Annotated in this window: 18 protein-coding genes; 7 read left to right on the top strand and 11 right to left on the bottom strand. The window is 47.3% G+C overall.

What is annotated here, in order from left to right; all coding sequences use genetic code 11:
- Nucleotides 1-89: 89 nt before the first annotated feature.
- The 3 genes from ACHKAR_RS08395 to ACHKAR_RS08385 all read right to left on the bottom strand — a co-directional run bounded on the left by ACHKAR_RS08395 (nucleotide 90) and on the right by ACHKAR_RS08385 (nucleotide 1,693).
- Nucleotides 90-575 (bottom strand): cupin domain-containing protein, encoded by a 486-nt coding sequence (locus ACHKAR_RS08395; protein WP_395417015.1) that lies wholly within the window; start codon nucleotides 573-575, stop codon nucleotides 90-92.
- 217 nt (nucleotides 576-792) lie between these two features.
- Nucleotides 793-1,236, bottom strand: coding sequence for a nuclear transport factor 2 family protein (locus tag ACHKAR_RS08390; RefSeq protein WP_395417014.1), 444 nt, complete (start codon nucleotides 1,234-1,236; stop codon nucleotides 793-795).
- A 10-nt stretch (nucleotides 1,237-1,246) separates the two neighbouring features.
- Nucleotides 1,247-1,693, bottom strand: a complete 447-nt coding sequence (locus tag ACHKAR_RS08385) for a nuclear transport factor 2 family protein (RefSeq protein WP_395417013.1) — start codon at nucleotides 1,691-1,693, stop codon at nucleotides 1,247-1,249.
- 177 nt (nucleotides 1,694-1,870) lie between these two features.
- Here ACHKAR_RS08385 and ACHKAR_RS08380 point away from each other — a divergent pair, with 177 nt between their 5' ends.
- The 5 genes from ACHKAR_RS08380 to ACHKAR_RS08360 all read left to right on the top strand — a co-directional run bounded on the left by ACHKAR_RS08380 (nucleotide 1,871) and on the right by ACHKAR_RS08360 (nucleotide 6,215).
- The gene (locus ACHKAR_RS08380; protein WP_395417012.1) at nucleotides 1,871-2,767 is read left to right on the top strand and encodes a helix-turn-helix domain-containing protein; all 897 of its coding nucleotides are present in this window, start codon (nucleotides 1,871-1,873) and stop codon (nucleotides 2,765-2,767) included.
- A gap of 66 nt (nucleotides 2,768-2,833) precedes the next feature.
- On the top strand, nucleotides 2,834-3,268 hold the full coding sequence (locus ACHKAR_RS08375; RefSeq protein ID WP_395417011.1) for a hypothetical protein: 435 nt from the start codon (nucleotides 2,834-2,836) through the stop codon (nucleotides 3,266-3,268).
- Nucleotides 3,269-3,399: 131 nt separating this feature from the next.
- Complete coding sequence (locus ACHKAR_RS08370; protein WP_395417010.1) at nucleotides 3,400-4,239, top strand: MbnP family protein; 840 nt, start codon at nucleotides 3,400-3,402, stop codon at nucleotides 4,237-4,239.
- Nucleotides 4,232-5,281, top strand: a complete 1,050-nt coding sequence (locus tag ACHKAR_RS08365; RefSeq protein ID WP_395417009.1) for a cytochrome-c peroxidase — start codon at nucleotides 4,232-4,234, stop codon at nucleotides 5,279-5,281. Before ACHKAR_RS08370 ends, ACHKAR_RS08365 begins: the two co-directional genes overlap by 8 nt.
- Entirely contained in the window at nucleotides 5,274-6,215 is a 942-nt protein-coding gene (locus ACHKAR_RS08360; protein WP_395417008.1) for a hypothetical protein, read from the top strand. Before ACHKAR_RS08365 ends, ACHKAR_RS08360 begins: the two co-directional genes overlap by 8 nt.
- A 41-nt stretch (nucleotides 6,216-6,256) precedes the next feature.
- Here ACHKAR_RS08360 and ACHKAR_RS08355 read toward each other — a convergent pair whose 3' ends face one another.
- Both ACHKAR_RS08355 and ACHKAR_RS08350 read right to left on the bottom strand, forming a co-directional pair.
- Nucleotides 6,257-7,672 (bottom strand): pyridoxal phosphate-dependent decarboxylase family protein, encoded by a 1,416-nt coding sequence (locus ACHKAR_RS08355; protein ID WP_395417007.1) that lies wholly within the window; start codon nucleotides 7,670-7,672, stop codon nucleotides 6,257-6,259.
- Between the two features lie 54 nt (nucleotides 7,673-7,726).
- Entirely contained in the window at nucleotides 7,727-9,148 is a 1,422-nt protein-coding gene (locus tag ACHKAR_RS08350; protein WP_395417006.1) for an aminotransferase-like domain-containing protein, read from the bottom strand.
- A gap of 266 nt (nucleotides 9,149-9,414) precedes the next feature.
- Here ACHKAR_RS08350 and ACHKAR_RS08345 point away from each other — a divergent pair, with 266 nt between their 5' ends.
- On the top strand, nucleotides 9,415-10,236 hold the full coding sequence (locus tag ACHKAR_RS08345) for a hypothetical protein (protein WP_395417005.1): 822 nt from the start codon (nucleotides 9,415-9,417) through the stop codon (nucleotides 10,234-10,236).
- 202 nt (nucleotides 10,237-10,438) lie between these two features.
- On the top strand, nucleotides 10,439-11,491 hold the full coding sequence (locus ACHKAR_RS08340; protein ID WP_395417004.1) for a DUF4407 domain-containing protein: 1,053 nt from the start codon (nucleotides 10,439-10,441) through the stop codon (nucleotides 11,489-11,491).
- Nucleotides 11,492-11,552: 61 nt separating this feature from the next.
- On the opposite strand, the gene ACHKAR_RS08335 is transcribed toward ACHKAR_RS08340, so the two are convergent.
- The 6 genes from ACHKAR_RS08335 to ACHKAR_RS08310 all read right to left on the bottom strand — a co-directional run bounded on the left by ACHKAR_RS08335 (nucleotide 11,553) and on the right by ACHKAR_RS08310 (nucleotide 21,177).
- Nucleotides 11,553-13,004, bottom strand: coding sequence for a DUF1593 domain-containing protein (locus ACHKAR_RS08335; protein ID WP_395417003.1), 1,452 nt, complete (start codon nucleotides 13,002-13,004; stop codon nucleotides 11,553-11,555).
- Nucleotides 13,005-13,156: 152 nt separating this feature from the next.
- Nucleotides 13,157-14,065, bottom strand: a complete 909-nt coding sequence (locus ACHKAR_RS08330; protein ID WP_395417002.1) for an NAD(P)/FAD-dependent oxidoreductase — start codon at nucleotides 14,063-14,065, stop codon at nucleotides 13,157-13,159.
- Between the two features lie 414 nt (nucleotides 14,066-14,479).
- The gene (locus tag ACHKAR_RS08325) at nucleotides 14,480-15,193 is read right to left on the bottom strand and encodes a hypothetical protein (protein ID WP_395417001.1); all 714 of its coding nucleotides are present in this window, start codon (nucleotides 15,191-15,193) and stop codon (nucleotides 14,480-14,482) included.
- A gap of 436 nt (nucleotides 15,194-15,629) precedes the next feature.
- The gene (locus ACHKAR_RS08320; RefSeq protein WP_395417000.1) at nucleotides 15,630-16,595 is read right to left on the bottom strand and encodes an SRPBCC domain-containing protein; all 966 of its coding nucleotides are present in this window, start codon (nucleotides 16,593-16,595) and stop codon (nucleotides 15,630-15,632) included.
- Between the two features lie 23 nt (nucleotides 16,596-16,618).
- The gene (locus ACHKAR_RS08315; RefSeq protein WP_395417301.1) at nucleotides 16,619-16,939 is read right to left on the bottom strand and encodes an ArsR/SmtB family transcription factor; all 321 of its coding nucleotides are present in this window, start codon (nucleotides 16,937-16,939) and stop codon (nucleotides 16,619-16,621) included.
- A 149-nt stretch (nucleotides 16,940-17,088) separates the two neighbouring features.
- Entirely contained in the window at nucleotides 17,089-21,177 is a 4,089-nt protein-coding gene (locus ACHKAR_RS08310) for a hybrid sensor histidine kinase/response regulator transcription factor (RefSeq protein ID WP_395416999.1), read from the bottom strand.
- Between the last annotated feature and the right edge of the window lie 126 nt (nucleotides 21,178-21,303).

Here is a 21,303-nt window from a genome sequence, read left to right as displayed (position 1 = left end):
ATTTTGAGCGTAGATCCGAAGTGCCTCAAGTATTCAGTTTTTAATGGTGAGTTTGTTTGCAATCACATGCCCTAACTCCACGTTCCTATTCATTCACCTCGATACTCTTCATCGCTAACGGGGCTCAGCCATTCAGTAGGCCCATTCACACGGCTGGTAATGGCCACCTGTACGAATTCACTGTCCGGGCTTGCTCCATGCCAGTGAGGTAAGTTGGCCGGACATTTGACCACATCACCTTTGCGTAAAATCTTTTTCGAACTTCCTTGCTCCTGATAATATCCTTCACCCTCAAGTGTCAGGATGATTTGTCCATTGGGATGTGAGTGCCAGTTCGTTCGTGAACCAGGCTCAAAAGTGACACTTCCAACAGCATTCTGGTTAACACTATCGGCAACTACCAGAACATCCAACCAGGCATTGCCATGAAAGTGGTCGCTCTCAAGTCTCACCCCTTTAGAAAAGATCTTTGCTCTGGATGGCTTCATCTCAAAGTCTCGTGATTCACTCTGATCAATGCAGGAACCCATGATTGCTATCAAACAGATAAAAGGTAGATACTTAATGTTCATCATTTCTATGGTTGGTAAATACCCCAGTTTGAATGGAGGGTAGATTTGTTGCCAGAGCTAACACCAGTAGATATGGCCAGTTTCAATGTTTTTAATATTTGGATTATCGAACAAAAGTTCGTGGTGCTTTCATCTGTTCTGCCATTTCGCTTACTACTTTCACACTGGCAGAAGCTGCCTCCATTTCCTGTAGTAGGGTTTCCAATCTCATTTGATGACCCTATTCTCCTCTGGTCAATAGTTTGGTAAATGACAGGGAACCCAGCTTCCAGTCTCCATCTTCGTAGATATATACCTCCGTGACCATGAACGGATTAGTAACTTCGTTTCCACCCACTTCTGCAATCAGCGTGATGTTGTTGAGCAGAATGGCCGTACTGCCAATGATGTTGACCGATACTTCATGGATGTCAGCTTTTTTGTACCAAATGCCACCACTTTTAATGATGTTGATCTCGGGTTCTTTCCCCCAGGAACCACCCATGTGAACGAATGCAGACTTCTCATGAAAGAGCGCCTCCAGTTTCTCTACATTTTTATCTGACATCCATTGCCATTTGGCTTTGGACAGGTCTATGATTTCCCGCTCTCTGTCAGGAGTCTGTGCGCTGGACCCGTGTACGCTCAAGAGAATCAGAATCAGTCCGGTTATGAGTGTTTTCATAAAGTTGGTATTAATGTTCAATTTGATGAGTATCACGGACACTGCTGAAAGTGAGGTCCAAAAGTTGCCAGCTGTCTGATTGTTTCTGGTAAACCTCCGTAGCGGTAAACTCATTGGACACATCGTTGCCACGCACGTGTGCTTCCAGTGTGATGCGACTCCATACAATGACTGTGTTGCCAAAGCGCTTGACATCCACATCATGCACGATGGTGTTTTTATACCAAATGCTTCCACTCTCTATGATTTCCAGTTCCCGGTCCTTTTTCCAGGATCCGCTCATGTGTACAAACTTGGAATCCTCGTGAAACAACGATGCCAGTTCCTCCACATTTTTATCGGCCATCCATGCCCATTTTTGTTTGGATAAGTTGATCATCTCGGTATCGTCACTTTGGGCATATGTCCATAGAGTGGTGCCCAGGATCATCGCCAGGCAGATCAAAAATTTCTTCATTTGAATGGTGTTTAAGTGTTGCATCTCGTTTGGGTTTGTTTGAACCTACTATGCAATTTTACGAATTGATTCAATGGGAGTGAGTAGATACATTACGGTTATCCGTACCATAATCACTGATTGAGCTACACATATTCCTCTAGGTGATGTAGTTTAGAATTCGTAAAAGCATATGATATGAGCGATCAGAAAAATTTCGATAGTATCAAAGCCTACAATGATTTTAATAATCATCCCACTTTACACCCGCTGGTGAGTGTTCTTGATTTTTCCAAGGCCAACCCCAGACACGGGTACAAAATGTCCTTTGGGATCTACTCCATTTTCCTGAAGGATGTAAAATGCGGTGATCTTGTGTATGGTAAAAATACATACGACTATCAGGAGGGTACACTGGTTTTTGTGGGGCCGGGTCAGGTGGTGGATGTGAGCAACAAAACGGACCTTTATCAGCCGTCTGGTAGGGGGTTAACCTTTCATCCCGATTTGATATTAGGAACCCCATTGGCCAAACAAATTGACGAGTACGGTTTTTTCTCTTACAACCTGAGCGAGGCACTGCACCTCTCGCCGGAGGAGCAACAGACCATCATGGACTGCTTCCTGAAAATTGAAAATGAATTGAAACGGCCGGTAGATAAGCACAGCAGAAAGTTGATCGCCTCCAATATTGGGTTGCTTCTGGACTACTGTGAACGGTTTTATGATCGACAGTTCATTACCAGAGCGCACGTGAACAACGGCATTCTGGGAAGGTTTGAAGAATCCCTGAATAATTACTTCGCTTCGGAAAAGCCCTATTCGTTAGGTCTTCCTTCTGTAAGCTACTTTGCTGATGAGCTGCACCTTTCTGTCAATTATTTTGGAGATCTGATCAAGAAGGAGACAGGCCGATCTGCGCAGGAATCCATTCAGACGAAGTTGATCGAGATTGCCAAAGACAAGATTTTTGGGTCGGAAAAATCTGTTAAGGAAATCGCATTCGAACTGGGTTTCAAATACCCACAGCATTTCTCGCGATTATTCAAAAAACGCGTGGGCTACACACCACAGGAGTATAGGCAATTGAACTGACCAACAATGTCATCTATCTGGTTTGTACCGGAATGCGAAATTTGATTTCAATTTTCCAAGTAAATTGTGGCAGAATCCTTTGAAAGAATCCCGGACATTCAGATTTTTGCCGGGATGACCGGAGTAAAGTCTTTTATAATCGCCATAATTATCCTTGCCAATATGGGAAGTACGCTGGTGACTCCTTTGGTCTATCTGGATTTTGAGATGCGCAGAGATTACATCTCCCGGGTGCTGTGTGTAGAGCGAAAGCAACCCATCACTGTATGTGGGGGGAGTTGCTACCTGGCTGCACAGCTGGACAAAGCCCAGGAGCATCAGGAAAAATCCAAACAACTCACTCCCAAAAGTTTTACTTTCTTCTTTTCAGAAACCAGGCACATCGAGTGGGAGGTTGATCAACTGGCACTCGTTCAGGATTTAACTTTTTCACATCTAAGTGAGGACTTTCCCATATCACGTTTGGCGTTCGATATATTTCATCCACCCCGGATAGGATAAACTCAATCCCCCATTTATTGTAGTTTTTGGAGTCTTCCAGGGCATGGTTATGTCATGTCCGTCAGGCTCCCATATCCAATTTTACCATTTAAGAATTATCGAAAGCGATGAAAATATTGAAACTGATGGCGATGATATCGCTAACAACGCTGCTATGGTCTTGCGGCAGTGATGATGAGGTTAATCCTGATGAGTTTGGCACCTTTCAGCTGTATTTTGAAAATAAGGTGGGTGCCAATAGCATCACGCTGAGAGCCCCTGGTTCTACCGACTATGATTACGAAACTTCCGACGGGGAGCCATTCAACCTTTCCAGTCTCGGGTATTATGTCAGTAAAATCACTTTGGAGGGCCCAAATGGCGAGTACTTTCAGGATGAAATAAGTGTGAATGCTGATGAAGCTAAAGGATACTACCTCCTGAAGGAGAGCAACTCCATTTCACGCAATATTCTACTGGAAAAGGTGCCTGCCGGCACTTACGATCGGATCACTTTTACCATAGGGGTAGAGGAAGACGGAATGAAAGAAGGGGCCGCAGGTGGCGTATTGGATCCTGCTGCCGGAGCCTGGTTCTGGAACTGGAATGCAGGTTATATCGGGCTGATGATGGAAGGCACTGCAGAGCATTCAGGTCAGGCTTACGTAGACCATGGAAATGGAGTAGAGGTGCTTGAAAAGACCTTTGGGTTCCATGTAGGTGGTTGGAAGGATGTGACTGATAATGAGAATTTTGTCAATAATATCAAGACAATCACTTTAGAGTTTGGGACCACTGTCACGGTGAACCCGCACCTATCTCCATTGGCACATCTGATCACAGATGTGCTGAAGGTATTGGACGGAGCAGAAGTGGATTTTAGCACGACCTATTCTATCCATTCCCCAAAAGGAGGTAAGGTGTTGGCTGATCAGCTTTTGAATGCTTTTAGTGTACATCACGTGCACCAGAGTACCAGTAGTCATGATTGATCTCTTGAAAAAGTACCCGGCATACAGCTGGGTACTTCTTTTGATTTTAGGGAGTTGTAGCGGAGAAAGCATAGATCCCGGGGAGGAGATCTACAAGTTCGAAAAGCCTGCGCATTTCCCCGAGCCTACATATACCTTTGAAAACAACCCGGTAACCAAAGAAGGTTTTGAATTGGGGCGGCGCCTTTTTTTTGATCCTATTCTTTCGAGAGACAAAAGTGTGTCCTGCAACAATTGTCATCAACAGTCGCGCGCATTTGCAGACATGCCTCTGCACGGCATGAGCATTGGGGTGGACAATCAGGCAGGCTTTAGAAATGCGCCCATGCTGGCGAACCTGGCTTTCATGAGAGAGTTCTTTTGGGATGGCGGGGTAAGCCATCTGGATTTCGTGCCAATTAATGCGATCGAGTCGGATGTGGAAATGGATGAGTCTCTGGCCAATGTGGTGAGCAAGCTCAATCAGGATGATCGATACCCCGGATTGTTCAAAGAAGCCTTTGGCGTGGATGAGGTGACTTCTCCTTATCTGTTGCATGCACTTTCTCAGTTTACCCTCCTGATGGTATCTGCTAATTCCAGGTATGACCAATACATCCTTGGCAAAGGTGAGCTGTCTACTGAGGAGCTTGAGGGGATGCAGCTATTCGATCAGAAATGTGCTACTTGTCACTCTGGAGAGCTTTTCACAGATTTTTCCTATAAAAACAATGGACTCAGTAGTTCATTCAAAGATCTTGGTCGGGGGGCAATTACCGAGGATGAGGCGGACTATGGGAAGTTTAGGGTACCAAGTCTGAGGAATGCGGAGATCACTGCCCCGTATATGCATAATGCCCGGTTTTCTACTCTGGAAGAAGTGCTGAATCATTACGAGCAGGGAATTATAGGCTCGTCTACATTGGATCCCATTTTCATGGAAGATGGCAAGCTGAAGGGGGTTGCACTTACGGAGGACGAAAAAATAAAGATCATTTCATTTATCAAAACATTAACGGACAGAGACCTGATCTCAGATCCAAAATTTCAAAATCATGACTAAACACCTTTACCTATTCATTTTGGCCGTTATGCTGAGCCTGAGCGGTCGGGCCTGCGATGTTTGCGGATGCAGCTTGTCGGGGCTTTATTTTGGTTTTCTACCCAACCAGAACACTCATTTTGTGGGTGTAAAATATAGCCATGCCTCCTTTAGTGCGTCGATCGATAACGATGGGTATTACTATGAAGATGAACATTCAGAAGATACCTATCAGCGCTATGACCTGATGGGCAGGTTCAGCCTCGGAGAGCGCTTTCAGGTGCGCTACCTGATGCCCTACATGATCAATAATATGGAGGGTTCTCATCAAACTGTACACTCTGAGGGAGTAGGTGATCCGGTAGTGGTCATTTACTATTCACCGTTCAATACCGGGAATGATTTCAGTCGGGCGATCATGCATTCGCTGAGTGTGGGCGCAGGACTGAAGGTGCCTGTGGGTGAATTTGATAAAGAAGATAACGGGGAGCTGGTCAATCGTAATTTTCAGCTCGGATCAGGAAGCCTTGATTATGTACTTTCTGCTAATTATACCATTCGTCATGGAAATCTTGGGATCAATGCAGAGACCTCTTTTAAGATGAATACCTCCAACACTCAGGCCTATCGTTTCGGCAATCAATTTAATCTGAGTGGGAATGCCTTCTACTACCTTGAAATGAAGAAGGTCTCACTGGTTCCGTTTGCAGGGGTCTATTATGAGGCTGCGGATCGGCATAAATATTATGACATCATAGAGGCCAATACCGGGGGTAGTTCTCTCCTGGGTACTTTTGGTGTTCAGCTTTTTGCCGGAAGGGTGACTACTAATGTTCAGTATCAGGTGCCCCTCATACAATCTTTCAACACCGATGACTTTGCTGAGATTGAAGGCGGAAACAGGCTCACAGTGGGGCTCTACTACAGCTTTTCATTCAAAAAGAACCAAATGTAAGAGGAGGATGATCCCTTAGCAGACTGCCCTCATTAGGGCGGTCACAGCACTACGGATTGGATGCCCTGAATCACCTGATTCATCTCTTCCTTCACGATTTGAACATCCGCAGCGGTTGTTCGCCAATTGACTAGTGCTGCCCTGATACCGGCCCTGCCATTGAAGGACGTGGGGGTCATGAATACTTTTCCTCCATCATTGAGTTTAGCCAGGAAGGTATTCACATCTGCCTCGTTGCCATTTTTCAGGGTAAAACAGACGGTATTCAGGCGAGTGGGTGCCAATAATTCAAAGGCCTCACTGTCTGCTATGAATTGTCCCAGCTCCTGAGCCATGTCGATGGTGCGCTCTACGATCTCCCGATACCCCTCCTTGCCATATGCAACAAGGCTAAACCATGCCGCCAGGGCCTTGAAGCGCCTCGAGTTTTCCGGAAGAAAATTGAGGTAGTTGAAATTTTCGTTCGGGTCTCCCAGGTAGGGGGCGTTGGAGTTTTGAAAAGTGTCCACCTGATGCAATGTGTGTTCTTTTCGGGTAAAGAAAAAAGCGCTCTCATACGGCACATTGAGCCACTTGTGACCATCTATGGTAATGCTGTCTGCACGTTCCCAGCCTTCAATGAGGTGCTTGTGCTTGGGACTGACGGCTGCAAATCCGCCGAAAGCCGCATCGATGTGCCACCAAAAGTCGTGTTTCTCCCTGAGTGCGGAGATCGCTCTCATGTCGTCAAAGTCCACGGTATTGACGGTGCCACCACTGGAGATCAGAATGAAGGGCTCACCGTTGAGCTGATGGATGGCCTCTTCCAGCTTGCTGATGTCGATCGCCTCACGCGTGGGGTTGATGGTGGGTATCCTGGTCACCTGGCTACTGCCGATCCCCAGCATGGATAGGGCTTTGATGGAAGAGGAGTGTGGTACTGCGGAGAGTATGTGGATGGGCCTGGAAATACCCGATTTAGCAATGTCATAACCTTGCCTTCTGCCCACCCATTGCCGGGCAGCTCCCAGACAGGTGAAGTTGGACATGGTGGCTCCGGTGACGAACCCACCCATAAAGTCATCGGGCAGATCGAATAACTCCAGCAGAAGCCGGATGGTTTCGAACTCTACGATCGCTGAGACATCCCCGTGGCCCTTGGTGGTCTGGGTGTTTTGGTCATAGATGGTGGCCAGGAGATCACCCATGAGTGCGGCCGGAGTGGAACCGCCGGTGACAAAGCCCCAGTACCGTGGCCCGGATGAGGCGACCATTAAGGACTCAAAACGGTTGATGAACTCATACAGCGCTCCTTCGCCACCCATCCCCGAGGTGCTTAGGGTCCTTTCTGCAGGTGGATCAAAAGACACTGAGGTGGGTGTTTGATCCAAATTGGACAAGTAAGTCAATCCTTGTAACAGGGTGTCGCTCAGGAGTTTATTGAGGGTGAGCAAATCTTCTTTCAGGATGGTATTCATGATTGGATGTGTTTTAGACCTAAAATTTATTTTCGTTTCATAATGCTCCAATAATCAAAGCGTTGCAGCCAGGCTGCCCAGCTTTTTGAGGGCCTGATCTACCGCCTCGTCAAAAGGTTTGCCGAAGCTGATTCGGAAGTAGTTTTTATAATCAGCCCGGGCGAAGAACATCTGACCCGGCGCTATGACAATGCTTGCTTTAACACCCGCCTGGTAGAGTTTCAGCGCGTTTTTATTCTTGGGAAGCTCCAGCCAAAGGACGAATCCGCCCTGAGGGTTAGAACTCGCGATCTTTCCCGGGAAGTAATCGAAGATGGCTCGCTTATACTGCAGGTGTTGTGTTTTGAGGGCACTTCTGAGTTTTTTCAAGTAAAAGTCATACCGCCCATGGGTCAGGAAGTGTGCAATAACCGCCTGGCTGATGGAGGAAGTGGAGATGTTGGTGACATATTTTCGCTGGACAAATTCCTCGTGAAACCTGCCCGGAATGCACCAGCCCACACGAAAACCCGGAACGAGGGTTTTGGAAAAGGAGGAGCAGTAAATCACCCATCCGTCTTCATCAAAGCTTTTGCAATTTTTGGGTCGTGGTTCTGAAAAGTAGAGCTCCCCGTAGATGTCATCCTCTATGATAGGAATCTGATGCTCAGTGGCCATAGCCACCAGGCGCTGCTTGTTTTCATCAGGAACCAATGATCCGGTGGGGTTATTGAAGTTGGGTATCACCAAAATGGCTTTAAGGTCCTGATGATGTATGACTTGCTCCAGGTCATCGAGGGAGATACCGGTGGTCGGATCAGCAGGGATTTCTACGATTTTCAACTTTAGGTGCTGGATCAGTTGTAACAATCCGTAATAAACCGGGCTCTCCAGTGCAATCGTGTCTCCGGGCTCGGTGAGTATGCTCAGACTGAGGGCAATGGCCTCCATGCATCCATTGGTGATAACCACCTCATTTTCAGCTATGACGCTGCCCCAGTTCAACCCAAACTGGCAGATGCTTCGTTTGAGTCCCGAATGACCGGTGGTGTTTTCATAGGCAGTAGCTGCCCGGGGATCGTTCAGGTAGCTTTTTTGAATGCTCTTCTTGAGGCCAGCGATAGGCAAAAGCTCGGTAGAAGGTACTGCGGTACTCAGATCCAGATGGTCCGGGTGGGCGAGTTTCGTGGCTAGAAATTCCTGGATCAGGGCCTGGTTGGAAACCTCACAGGCATCTTCGTTTAGCAGCTGACAGCTTGGTGGCTGTGAGTCCTGGAGGTGATACCTGACATAGTAGCCCGATTTTGGCCGGCATTCGATTAAACCTTCCGACTCCAGGTGGTAGTATGCTTTGAATACACTCGCATTGCTGACACCCAGCTCACGACTTGTCTGCCGGATGGATTGTAGCCGGTCGCCGGTCCGAAGTGAACCCAGCCTGATGGCGTCCCGAATGTTATCGGCGATGGCTTCATATTTAAATCTGTTTTCCTGCATACGAACAGTTGGGTTTTTCTACTTATAAACCAGTACAGATCAAAATAAACGAATGCTGAGCGCTTGTGGATACCTGAACCCCTTAAAACTCAACTGATCCGGTCAAATTATTCAAAACTGTAACTGTTTTATCCAAAGTCGTGAGCGGTGGAAAAGAGTGATCGAAAATATTCTATCACACTCCCGTTGTAACTGATAGAATTTCATTTTACCTTTAACTTTAAGGTGGCATACCGCCTAAACTGTTTTAAACCAACCATATAGCCATGGAAAAAGTCGTCGATTTTTTGTCATTCATCAGTTTGATTTATGTGATCTTACCCATTCTGTTTCTGATCGGACTGGGGATCTATCTGGCGGCAGGCAAGCCGGTGACCTCTTCCGGATATGAAAAAATCATCGAGATCAGCAAATGGTATATCGTGTCGGTGGCACTTGTTTTCTCTGGAAATCTGGTGAAAGATGGTTTTACCGAAAGGGAAACAGGGATCAAGGAGATGCAGGTCTACGACAAGTATGTGGACCTGATTCTGGAGGCAGACAACATAGAGAAGAGGTGGAAGCTGGCAGAGTACTTTGCGACCGTCACACCCACAGATCGCCTGAGAGAGCGATGGGTAGAGTATCAGGGCAAGCTGCAGGACGACTATGATGAGTATAAGAAACTGCTGGCAGACGAGCAGAAACTTGAAAAGCTGGACACCTCTGCGACAGATCCCGAGTCGGCATTGGAAATCATTCAACGTCAGAAAGCCGTGTATGAGCGGCCTCTCGTCTCTAAGGAGCCCACACCTTTTCGGGTGGATATTTTCTACCTGGAAGAAACGATGGCGAGCCGTGACTCCAAAGGAAAGGCGAACCAGCTGGCTCAGCAACTGGCCTCCACAGGGTACCTCGTCAAGGTGAAGAAGCTGACCACAGCTAAAAATGCTGAAGTAGGCTACCGGGTGAAAAACAACCAAATCCGCAGTGAGGCGTCAGAACTGGATGTAGCCTCGGGCGTCAACGCCCTCATTGGTGGGGAGTATGAAATAATAACCATCAGCTACAAAACCCCCAATTACATCAGCGTTTTTGTGGTTGATTGAGGGCACTAAGAGGTTCGCATTCACTTTTCGATCGCTTGCTGGTGACAACCTCGGAGAGGGCGGAGGCTATACAACTTCCAAGCATTATTTATCGCAACACCGCTAAATCAGCTCTGGTGGGAGCAAGGGAGTGCAGCATACCACCCCTTTAAAAACCCAGCCGGCACGATAACATTGTTTAAAACTCGTCGTTCAATGGTTCATGAACAGGTTAAAAGTGTTTTTCTGGTTATGCGCCGGAGCGAATAGAGAGATCTTATCCAATTGTCCTTCTGAGTCGAGTAAATATGTGGGAATAGGGGCCACCATATTCTTCACGGGCATTTTTGCGGCGCTGGCCGGAGGCTATGCACTCTTCACCGTCTTTGACAGCTATTGGCTGGCCGCAGGCTTTGGGATTCTGTGGGGGCTCATGATCTTCAACCTGGACCGGTTCATTGTTTCCAGCATGCGCAAGAATGGCCAACCCCAACAGGAATGGCTGCAGGTGCTCCCCAGGCTGGTGCTGGCGCTGGTCATCTCCATCGTGATCGCCAAACCTCTTGAACTCAAGATTTTTGAAAAGGAAGTCAACAGCGAGATCACCTCCATGATGCAGGAGGACCTGGCCTTGAAAGAACTGACCGTGAAGGAGCGCTTCTCGGCTACCAGAGCGCGACTCAGTGCGGAGGTCCAATCACTCAAGGACGAAATACTGGCCAAAACAGCGAGCAGAAATGAACTCCGCCAAATCGCCCGGGAAGAGGCAGATGGCACAGGCGGTACTCAGCAGCGGAATGCCGGACCGATCTATCAAATCAAAAAGGCAGATGCCGATAGGGTAGATGCCGAACTGCAGGCGCTCATCGCCACCAACACTCCACAGATTGCTGAAAAAGAACAGGCCATCACCGAGCTGAATACAAGGGAGCAGGCAGAACTCTCCGCCACCGAAGCGGGGCAACTGACCGGGCTGGCCTCACGGATAGAGGCACTGGACCGCCTGACCACTAAGAGTTCAGCCATCAATGTGGCCAACTGGTTTGTGATGCTGCTATTTCTGGTGGTGGAAACAGCGCCTATTTTCGTAAAACTGATCTCCCAGCGTGGACCCTATGATTATGTGCTCAAAACCGAAGAATATGGCTTTGAGGCCTTCCACTATGAGGACCTGGCCAAGGTGAATGCCACGATCAAGAATCGTTCTTCTAAATTGACCCGAGAAGAAGCTGAGTATGTAAACAGCCGGTTGCAGCTGGGACTGGATAGGTCATAGGGATACAATTCGCCTAAGCAATAAAGACATCCTACAATAAAGGCCTGATCTGACCCTGACGCTATTCAGGGAGGATGGTCACTATGACCCTTTTGTACCTTGACAGCTGAGGCTCGCCTCTATCCGTCACCTTCACTATGAAGTGGGCAGTTTCCTGCTGATCTACTTTCGGCGCTGTGAAATAAGCCAGGTGCACATTCTCAGCACCGTTTACTTCTATTGGTTTTTTGTAAGTACCAGCCTCGGGATAGTGATACCATAGAAAACTGAAACTATCTCCATCGGGGTCTGTGGTGTCAAAGGCATCCAGCGTAAAGCCGGCACCGGATTTCACCGTGATTCGCTCGGGATGGGTCAATACAGGCACAGGCGGGTGATTGGCTGCCTCATACGACATGAAGCACCAGTCCATGCGGGCCGCAAAGTCATTTTGAAAATCATCGCGCCAGCGCCATAGCGTGACCTTATCGTCGGAAAAAGTAACACTGTCTGGCTTCACCGAGCGACCATAATCGTTGGGCAGGTAGGGGGTGTAGCGGTCGATGGCATTGGTCCAAATGGCTCTGGTCTCAGGTGCTATGGTGACGATGGAGCCGCCTTCCTTGGTCTTGGAAAAATCAGGATGATAGAGTTCATAGCGACCACCCCAGCCACCCCACTCGGGATGCTCGGGTTCATTGAGCCCATTGGGGATCAAGGAGAGAAATGCTGGAGTATCACCTTCTACACCCCAGGCCACATCAGGATATGCTGCCCCCAAAGGGCCATGGTTTTGCTGGATGTTTTGAGCGATCCAGCGATTGCTGATGGTGGTGTTGTCAATGCCCTGCACATAACTATTGATTCCTGTCCAGGTGGCGCTGCCATAGTCATCGCCGGGACTCACGATGTAGAACAGATCGGGAAAATTATTCCTGATCCAGATGCCACTGTCATCCTGATCAGAGATGGTGTAGACCCTGAGTTTCGAAACGTATTTTTTGACTTCAGCTTCTGTTTTGATTTTTCGGATTTTGTACAATGCCTGAGCGAGGGTATTGGCACCTCCCCAGGTGGAGATCCATAGTGGGCGATCATCTTCCTGCTCCAGTATTTTGATGATCCAGTCTGACCCTTCAGAGTCCATTCCATCACCTACACCTTCCATGCCGTACCTGGGCAAACCTTCCTTGACCATCGTCGAGAGTGTTTGAGTGTCAGGAAACCCGGCCTCATGTTTTAGAAGGTTGGGTCGTATTTCACCATAAGCATCAATGATTTTATGAATAGATGCCGGATTTACTTCTGAAGTGTGCCAGCAGGAAGTGGTCGCGATGATTCCTTGGATGTCTATTTGATTGGCGTACAAAAACAAGCGCACCAGTGATTGGCTGTCATCAGGATCAGCTTCTATGTCAGTGAGTATAATTACCCTGTTTTTTTGATAATCCTGAGCATACAGTGTTTGTGAAACAAGGAGTAGCGAAAACGCGCAAAGCGATAAAACAGCCCTTGGGATTTGAAGAAACATCATGTCGTAGTTGATTGATATAAAACATCAGGATGAGCTTGCCTCGGAACGTCCCTTTGGCCATCAGCTCAGTGAAGCGAAGTAAATGAAATGTGACAATAAAAACAATCGATTGCGTGAATGATCATTGAAATTTTGTCACGTCCTGCTTTAGCTTAGAATTGCTCAGCTGTGAGCTCCCGATTGATGACTGCACCTGTGAGGTTTCCGGTATATACCGCTGTGGCCACTGAGCGCATCATGGCCGAATTGTCACCACATGCGTAAACACCGCCTATGGTAGTTTCCTGTAAATCATTCACTTTGATGTATCCAGGTTCAGTGAGTTCGCAGCCCATCGATAGCGGTATGTCCGAGTGTTGTTTGAAGGGAAGGGCCGCGTATAATGCCCGAAAATCTGATTGCCTGCCGTCTTTGAAAAGCACATTTTGGATTTGTCCGTTTTGATGCGCTATTTCGTCAATTTCAGTTTCTACGATCTCGATTTTGTTTCGGTCCAGAGTAGCCATTTGTGTGGCATCAAAACCAGCTTTCCCTGAAGTCAGAATGGTGAGGTTGTCGGTCAGGTTATTCACCAGACCCGCCAGATGAAAGGCCCTTTCGCCATTGGCCATAATCCCGGTCTTTTGGTTACGAAGCTCATAACCGTGGCAATAGGGACAATGGACAACGGAAATGCCCCAGCATTCTGCAAAACCCTTGATGTCGGGCATGATGTCTTTGATGCCTGTAGCAAAGACTAGCTTCCTGGCATGAAACACTTCGGCAGTTTGTGTGGTAATGGTGAAACCGCTTTTGGTTTTCATTCCGCTGACAGCAAGTCCGTTGAGGAACTTTACAGTCGGATATTTCAAAACCTGTGATTTGGCCCTGGACGAGAGCTCTCCCGGAGTTGCTCCATCCTGTGTTATGAAATTATGAGAGTAGGGTGTTTGCCGATTGCAGGCCAATCCACTGTCAATGATCAATACGTTGCGTAAGGAGCGACCCAATGCCATGGCGGCAGAAAGGCCTGCATAACTACCGCCTATGATGATCACATCTAAAGTTTCATGCTTGTTCATATCACTAAATTCTGTTTATGCAATAGAAGAGTACTCGACAAGAGCGCCAGACACCTGGCTGTTCTATTAATTAATTGCCCTTATTTAACTACAATTTATGCAACATTGTTGCGATTAAGCTTAAGCAAAGATCAATATTTGCAACAACATTGCAAGAATAAAGTCCGGTAATTTTTAAGAAGAGATAATATACCACTGACGGAGTGGCTGTGAAGTTTGTCAACGTTCACTTCGATGTTAAAAAAAAATACCCACGTTCTCAGGTGGGTATTTTCCAGCGGGTCGTGATTTAGTCTACCAACTCATTCAGTCTGGGCCAGCGGTCTTCAGGTATCGTTGAAGCACCAACAAACTGAAATTTTCTGAACACGCTGTCCGGGGCATTTTGTTATACCACATTAAACAGTTGGTGCTTTAATCCAATTCCTCAAGTAGTTCGGAATTTGCTTTCATTATTTTTGATTCCAGGTTATACAAATCCTCCAGTACTGGCATGAGCCCTTTTTGCGCTCCGCTGTAAACCAGCTGTACGGCACTTTCACTTGTTTTTAAGTAGGTTTCGATGAGCGCATTGACTGTTCCCAGCTTTTCAACCAGCGCAATGTCCATCTCCGTAATAGTGCCTGTGGCTTTGGCAAGATCCCATGACTGATTATTCAAGTCAGGTATTTTAAGCTCTACATTTCCCAACCCCAATACCTGTAGGGTGCCCGCTTCCAGCTTGAGGTCAAATACGCTGTTATCTAGAATTAATACACGATCACCACCTTCTTGCACTACCTGTACAGTGTGATATTCCTTTTGTCCAAAAAGTAAAGCAGTTTTAAAAAAATCAACCAGTTTGGAGTTATTGTTTACATCAAAATCCAAGTCGGATGTTGAAACCGCTAACAGGAGATTTTGGTTTGAATACACTTTTTGCAAAAGGTCTCCACGGTAGGTATGAGACTGTCTGATCAGTGAATCATTCCTTTGTACCTCCTTAAGAATGGATTTTTCAACCTTCACAAGATTGGCATTTAATGCGGAAGATTCGCGCCAACCATTTAATACCAAAGCAAGAATTACGGCAAAAACGACTGAAACAAACTCTAGAATTAATTGCTGTTTATTGATCTTATTTTTCATGGTTTAACTATTTCGCTCATGATCCTAATGCTCTGCTAGTTCAGTGTTTTCAAAAGTAAGCTGGGTTTCATTCAGATGGTCAAATATGTGTGAGGTGTCATAATAGCTCATCTGAGATCAAATATGCAGTTTCGTGTCTGAAGCCCAGAGTAGTACTAAACTAGTGAATTTTCTAATACCCTCATCCAGACATAAAAAAGGCGCCATTGAACGTCTTTTTAGGTTGGCTGACTCAACCAGATTATTAAGAATAGAAATGCCCTTATAACCCCTGACCATCAATGGATTCCGGTATTCGTTCTGCGCTATGCTCCGTCCGAAACCGGAATGAGGTTAAGGGATTGAACGAACTAGTATCGTTCATTCCGGTTTGCAAGGCACGAAGCAATACCGGAATCCCATCCACTGCAGTTGTCTCTTTAGAGACTTGTTGCGCTCAAACAGGCTGGTAATTGATCATCCAGTTGATGCCGTACTTGTCCTGAAATGACCCGAAGTATGCACCCCAGAACATATCTTTCATGCCCATCTCCACTTCGCCTCCTGCTGACAGCTCGTTGAAAAGCCGGTCGGCTTCCTCTTTGGAGTCAGGTTCCAGGTGGATGTGCATGTTATTGCCGGCGTTTACTTTGAATCCCATGCTCTCCGGAGCATCTGTCGCCATCAGTCGGTGACCACCCAATATCGTCAACTCCACATGGATGATCAGTTTCTTAGTGGCCTCATCCATTGGGGGCTGGCCCGGGAAACTAAAATCTTCGAATCGCTGTAATCCGCGTCCGGTAAACTCTCCTCCAAACACTTTTTGATAGAACCGGAAGACCTCTTCTGTATTTCCGGGGAAGTTCAGATAGGTGGCTACACCAGCCTTGTTGGTGACCTTGTTTTCCTTCCGCAGTTTGAACTGTGTACTGATGTAGTGATCCAGGTTTTCCATGCCCATGGCCAAGCCTTCCTTGAAGCCCATTTCTACAATTTTTTCCAGGTCTTCGAGGCTTTTATAGGTGATGGTAATAGTCACCAATGTGCTGTCACCTTCGAAATCTGTGAAGACATTGTGCCAGTGAGAGCCCGGGTGTATGTCATTGATCTTCCCATCACTGTCACAAAAGGCGTCCGTTGCTTCATAGCTTTCCTGGGGGTTCACACTGCTGTAGTCTGCGCGGCACCAGTGGATGTCCCCTTTAGGTCCTTCCATGTAATACAGCCAATATCCACCTTCCTTGAAGTCCATGGTCTTGGTGTTGCATTTGTAGGGTTTGGGCGCCCACCACTGGTCGAGGATCTCGGCGGTGGTCCAGGCTTTCCAGACCACATCACGTGGTGCATCAAACTGGCGCTTTATGTGCATGGTGTTGTTGGACTTATCCACGGTAAAGTCCATGAAAAGAGTAGGGTTCATTTCTTTTAATGTTTGGTGTTCAATTAATTTTTGTTGCTTTTGAGTTGAGTCAGGTATTGATCCAGGTTGTCAAATCGGTTTTCCATGATTAGCCTGAACTGCTCCAGCCATTTTTCTATGTCTTTCATCTTGTTCACATTGAGGTGGTAGTGAATTTCTCTTCCTTGCTGCTCCTGCGTGACCACTTCGCATTCCACCAGCACTTTGAGGTGCTTGGATACTGCCTGTCGGCTGGTGTGGAAGTGCTCCGCAATGGCATTGGGTGTCAGGGCGCTCACCGCCAGCAGGAAAATGATGGCCCTGCGTGTAGGGTCTGCGATGGCCTGGAAAACATCGCGCCGTATAGATCTATGCTTATCTGCTACCATATGGTTGCTAATATACGTGCAACTTTTCGGTTGCGCAAATAATGGGAGAGATTTTATTTAAAGACAAGCCAGAATCAACCGCGCTAAATAGGAGAGGCGTATCACTTTTGAGGGTCCTGTCTCAACTAGTTTTGCTCGCTGCCATAGGTGGAAGGGGAGCAATGAAACATTTCCTGAAACGATTTGTAGAAGTAAGACCGGCTATTGAAGCCCGTCATATAGATGATTTCGGATACGTTGTACTCTGAGTTGGTCAGCAAAAAAGCTGCTTTCTTGAGCCGGTACTGATTGATCAGTGCGTGTGGTGTTTGTCCCGTAAGGGCCCTCACTTTCTTATAGAGAGAGGTTTTGCTCATCCCCAGGTGGTTGGCGAGGTGCTGTGCATCCAGTTGAGGATCATTCATCTGATCTTTGATAAACTGATCCATGAGTTGGAAAAATTCATCGTCTTTGGCACCTATCCCAAACGAGGCAAACTCCTTTTCATGAGGGGTGTAAGCATCAAATTTCTTTTTAAGTACTTCGCGGGTGCTGATGAGTTTTTCGATCCTGACCTTCAGGTGATCGGGATGAAAGGGTTTGGGAATGTAAGCGTCTGCTCCGGCTTGCAAACCTTCTATACGTTCCTCCATTTGTCCCTTGGCCGTGAGTAGGATGACCGGAACGTGGCTGATTTCTATTTTCGTTTTGATGGCTTCACAGAGCTCGTAACCACTCATCTCTGGCATGATCACATCACTGATCACCAGGTCAATTTTCCGGCTGGCCAGGATGCTGAGGGCTTCTTTTGCCCTGGTGCAGGAGGTGACGTTGTATTGATGCGAGAGCAGGTCTTTCAGTAGGTTCAGGATCTGTACGTTATCATCTACGATCAGCAGGTTATGCTCGTGGCGCTCCAGACTGATGTTGATCAATTCCTGATCGAGGCTGTCTTTATGATAAAATTCGGCCTGTACGTGTTCATGGAGGCGGGTAAGCATGGCATGGTCGACCGTGTCCTCTGCCACTTGCTCTTGTGTCGGCAGGCTGGCAGGAAGCCAAAAGGTAAAGTCGGTGCCTTCGCCAGGCTGACTTTGGACAGAAATGTCGCCATGGTGAAGGTTGATCAGCTTTTTGGTCAGGGACAGACCTATGCCCACACTGTTGGTGCTTCCTTCCTCTTTCTCATGATGCAGGCTGGTAAACCGCTCAAACACGCGGGCAAGCTCATGCTCCTGAATGCCCATGCCATTGTCCTTGACACTGAAGTAGATTTTCTCTTGCTCGGCCCATAGTTTAATGGCTACTTTACCACCCCGATCCGTGTATTTGAGTGCGTTACTCACCAGGTTGATCAGGATTTTCTCCAAAATATCCGAGTCTACCTGAGCATAGAGCTCTTCGGGTGCTTCGTAGGTAAGAATGATCTCTTTTTCCAGTGCATACTGCCTGAATGATTGTAAAAGCTCTTCGGCAAAAGCAATGATGTTGATGGCGCGAATGTTCAGTTGTTCCTTACCCATCTCCACTTTTCTGAACTGGATGAGTTCCTGAATGAGCTTTTGTAGCCGCAGGGAGTTTCGGTAGATGGTTTGGATGGGCGTGTGGAGTGCCGGTTTCCCTTTGGTCTTCTCCAGCAGGGAGACTGCTGGTCCCAGGATCAGTGTGAGCGGAGTCCGAAACTCATGGGCTATGTCAGTGAAAAATTCCAGTTTGTATTTTTGGATGGATTCAGCTTGTTCTTTTTTCAGGCGTTCTATTTCCAGGGCCTTTTTGCGCTTCGATCGATTCCTTGATAACTGTATCAGCCCAATTTGGGACAAGAGCGCCATAATCACGTAAACAGTATAGGCTGTATTGGTAGCCCAAAAGGGCGGATCAATGGTAATGAGTACGGTACGCTCATGTGGGTTCCAATCTCCGTTTTCATTGGAGTTGTTCAAATGAAGCTGGTATTCCCCGGGGGGAATGTTGGTCAGGTTGATCATGGATTGTTTGCCAATGATGTTCCAATCATTGTCAAAGCCCTCCAGAAAATAACGATAGCTACATCGCTGCTTATGCCAGTAATCCAGGGTAGTGAACCTGAGACTGAGAAAATTCTGGTCGTAATTGAGGTGAATTTCCTTCTGCAGATCAATATGAGTCTGTAAAATGCCTGTGCTGTCGCCGGGTGCAATGCGCACATTGGATACCAGTAGGTCTGTGATGGCCAGGCGAGGGAAAGCCGTGCTGGTATCCGTCTTGTTCGGATCCACAATGTCGATGCCTTTGGTGCCTCCGAAATAGAGCTGATGGTTTCCTTTCAGTTGAAAATAGGCTCCATCGGTGTATTCGTAGTTCAGCAGACCATCGGTCCAGTTGAAGTTCTTGAAAGTATTGGCATTGGGCGAAAAGGCAAAAAGGCCATTGTTGCTGGACAGCCAGAGTCTGCCGGACTGGTCCTGTAATATTCCGTGAATGGTGTTGTTGGCCAGGCCGTCACTTTGGGTGTACTGATCTACCGTGAAATTGCTCAGGTTCACCTGATTAAGGCCACCGCTGGTACCTACCCAGAGTTTGTTTTGTTGGTCGATGTACAGGCTCAGGATGTCGTTGTTGCTCAGGGCATACCGACTGGTTTCGTCGGCTTGCAGGTTGTGGGTAAACTTTCGGGTGAGGGTATTGTAGCGATATAGACCTCCGTTTCGTGTGCCAAACCACAGGATGTTGGGTTCTTCTGAGGTAATGGTGTAGACGATATTGCTTCGGATAGCGATTTCACCGGGAGTATTCTTTTGATCAGGAGAGATCCTATAAGATTCGTTTAGCCGATATGCTCCGGTACTGGTTTTCTCAATATCCATATAGATAATGCCATACCCACTGGTGCCCAGCCACAAATGGCCATAGGCATCGAAGAATACCTTGTATACCGACCCAAAATAGAGGTCCTCCGGCTGATTGGTAAAGTCCCGGGGAAAATGAAGGATCCGGCCCGTGCGCTGCTCGATCATGTCCACACCCTCACTATCCAGCCCAAGCCAGATATTGCCATGTTTGTCAGGAGTGATGGAAAGTACGGTGTTACCGTTGAGCCCGTTGCTTTTATTCAGCACACTGGTTTCGCTCCGGTCTGGTGAGATGATGTTGAGTCCACCGCTTCGTGTGCCGGCGTAGAGCTGATTGTTTGGGTCGATGTAAATCGACCGTACAATGCTATTGGAAAGCTTTCCATCAGCAGGGCTGCCTTCACTAATGGGATAAAATGAGCGCTCTTTGGTGAGGTATTTGTAAACCCCGTCACCGTCGGTACCCAGCCACAGGATGCCTTGCTGGGAGGTGTGAAGGGAGAAAATTTTCAACTTTCGCTTACTGAGGCTGGGGATCATTCCGCTGAGCGAACGGTGTGTGATCTGATCATCGGCCAGACTGACTTCCAGCAGCTGACCATCATCCGTACCTAGCAGCAGCCGGTTGCCATCACTGCTGCTACCTACCCCTGTGATCTGTGCAGATTGGGTATTGATCTCAAATGAATTCGCGACCCGATCCTGATATAGTTCTTTGATGATGAGTCGATCTATGGAAGGCTGATAGAGGTAGAAGTAGCGTTGGTTGAGACTCACAAACTGGTGAAACCAAACCTTGGGTGACCACTCCAGGTCGTAACTCACCACGGGCTTTCCATAAGTGTGCGAGTACAGTTTGCCTTCACCATTTGATAAGTAAAGTGTGTTTTGAAAAGCGCCAACACTGTGGATGTTTTGTCCTACTTGCTCATCAATGGCTATTTTCTCGAAGCGGTCGGCCTGCTGGTTGTATTGGGCCACGCCCCAGCCCACAAGACTTATGTACAAGGTGGAGTCCTCGGACAACGTGGCTTTCAGGTTATTTTCAAGAAAAGGCAGGTCCTTGAGGTCATTGAAGTATCGGTGAAAGTGATCTAGTTGATGATCGTACCGATTGATGCCATCATGGGTGACAATCCACAGGTTGCCAAATTTGTCTTCCAAGATTTGACGAACCACGTTGTTGCTAAGGGAGTGCTCATCTTCTGCAATAGGTTTGTAGCTGATGACCTCATCCCCATCATAGCGATTGAGGCCATCCCACGTACCAAACCATACATAGTCCAGATGGTCCATGTAGATGGCGTTGATGGCGCTATTGGATAGCCCCGATTTCTTGTCTACATGTTGCAGTGGCCATTCCGTTTGACCTTTGGTTTCAAGACCAAAGATCAGGACCAGCATCAAGCCAAGGGTTAGATGTTTCGTCTTTAGCATACCTTCTGTCCTCCCCAGTATATTTTGTGTCCAAAATAGTAAGAAAAAACCGCTTTGGAGTGCACTTGCACCATAGTAAACACAATATGAACC

It is taken from the genome of Marinoscillum luteum (assembly GCF_044005705.1).
GTDB classification, from domain to species: domain Bacteria; phylum Bacteroidota; class Bacteroidia; order Cytophagales; family Cyclobacteriaceae; genus Marinoscillum; species Marinoscillum luteum.
This window is presented reverse-complemented; position numbering and strand designations above follow the sequence as displayed.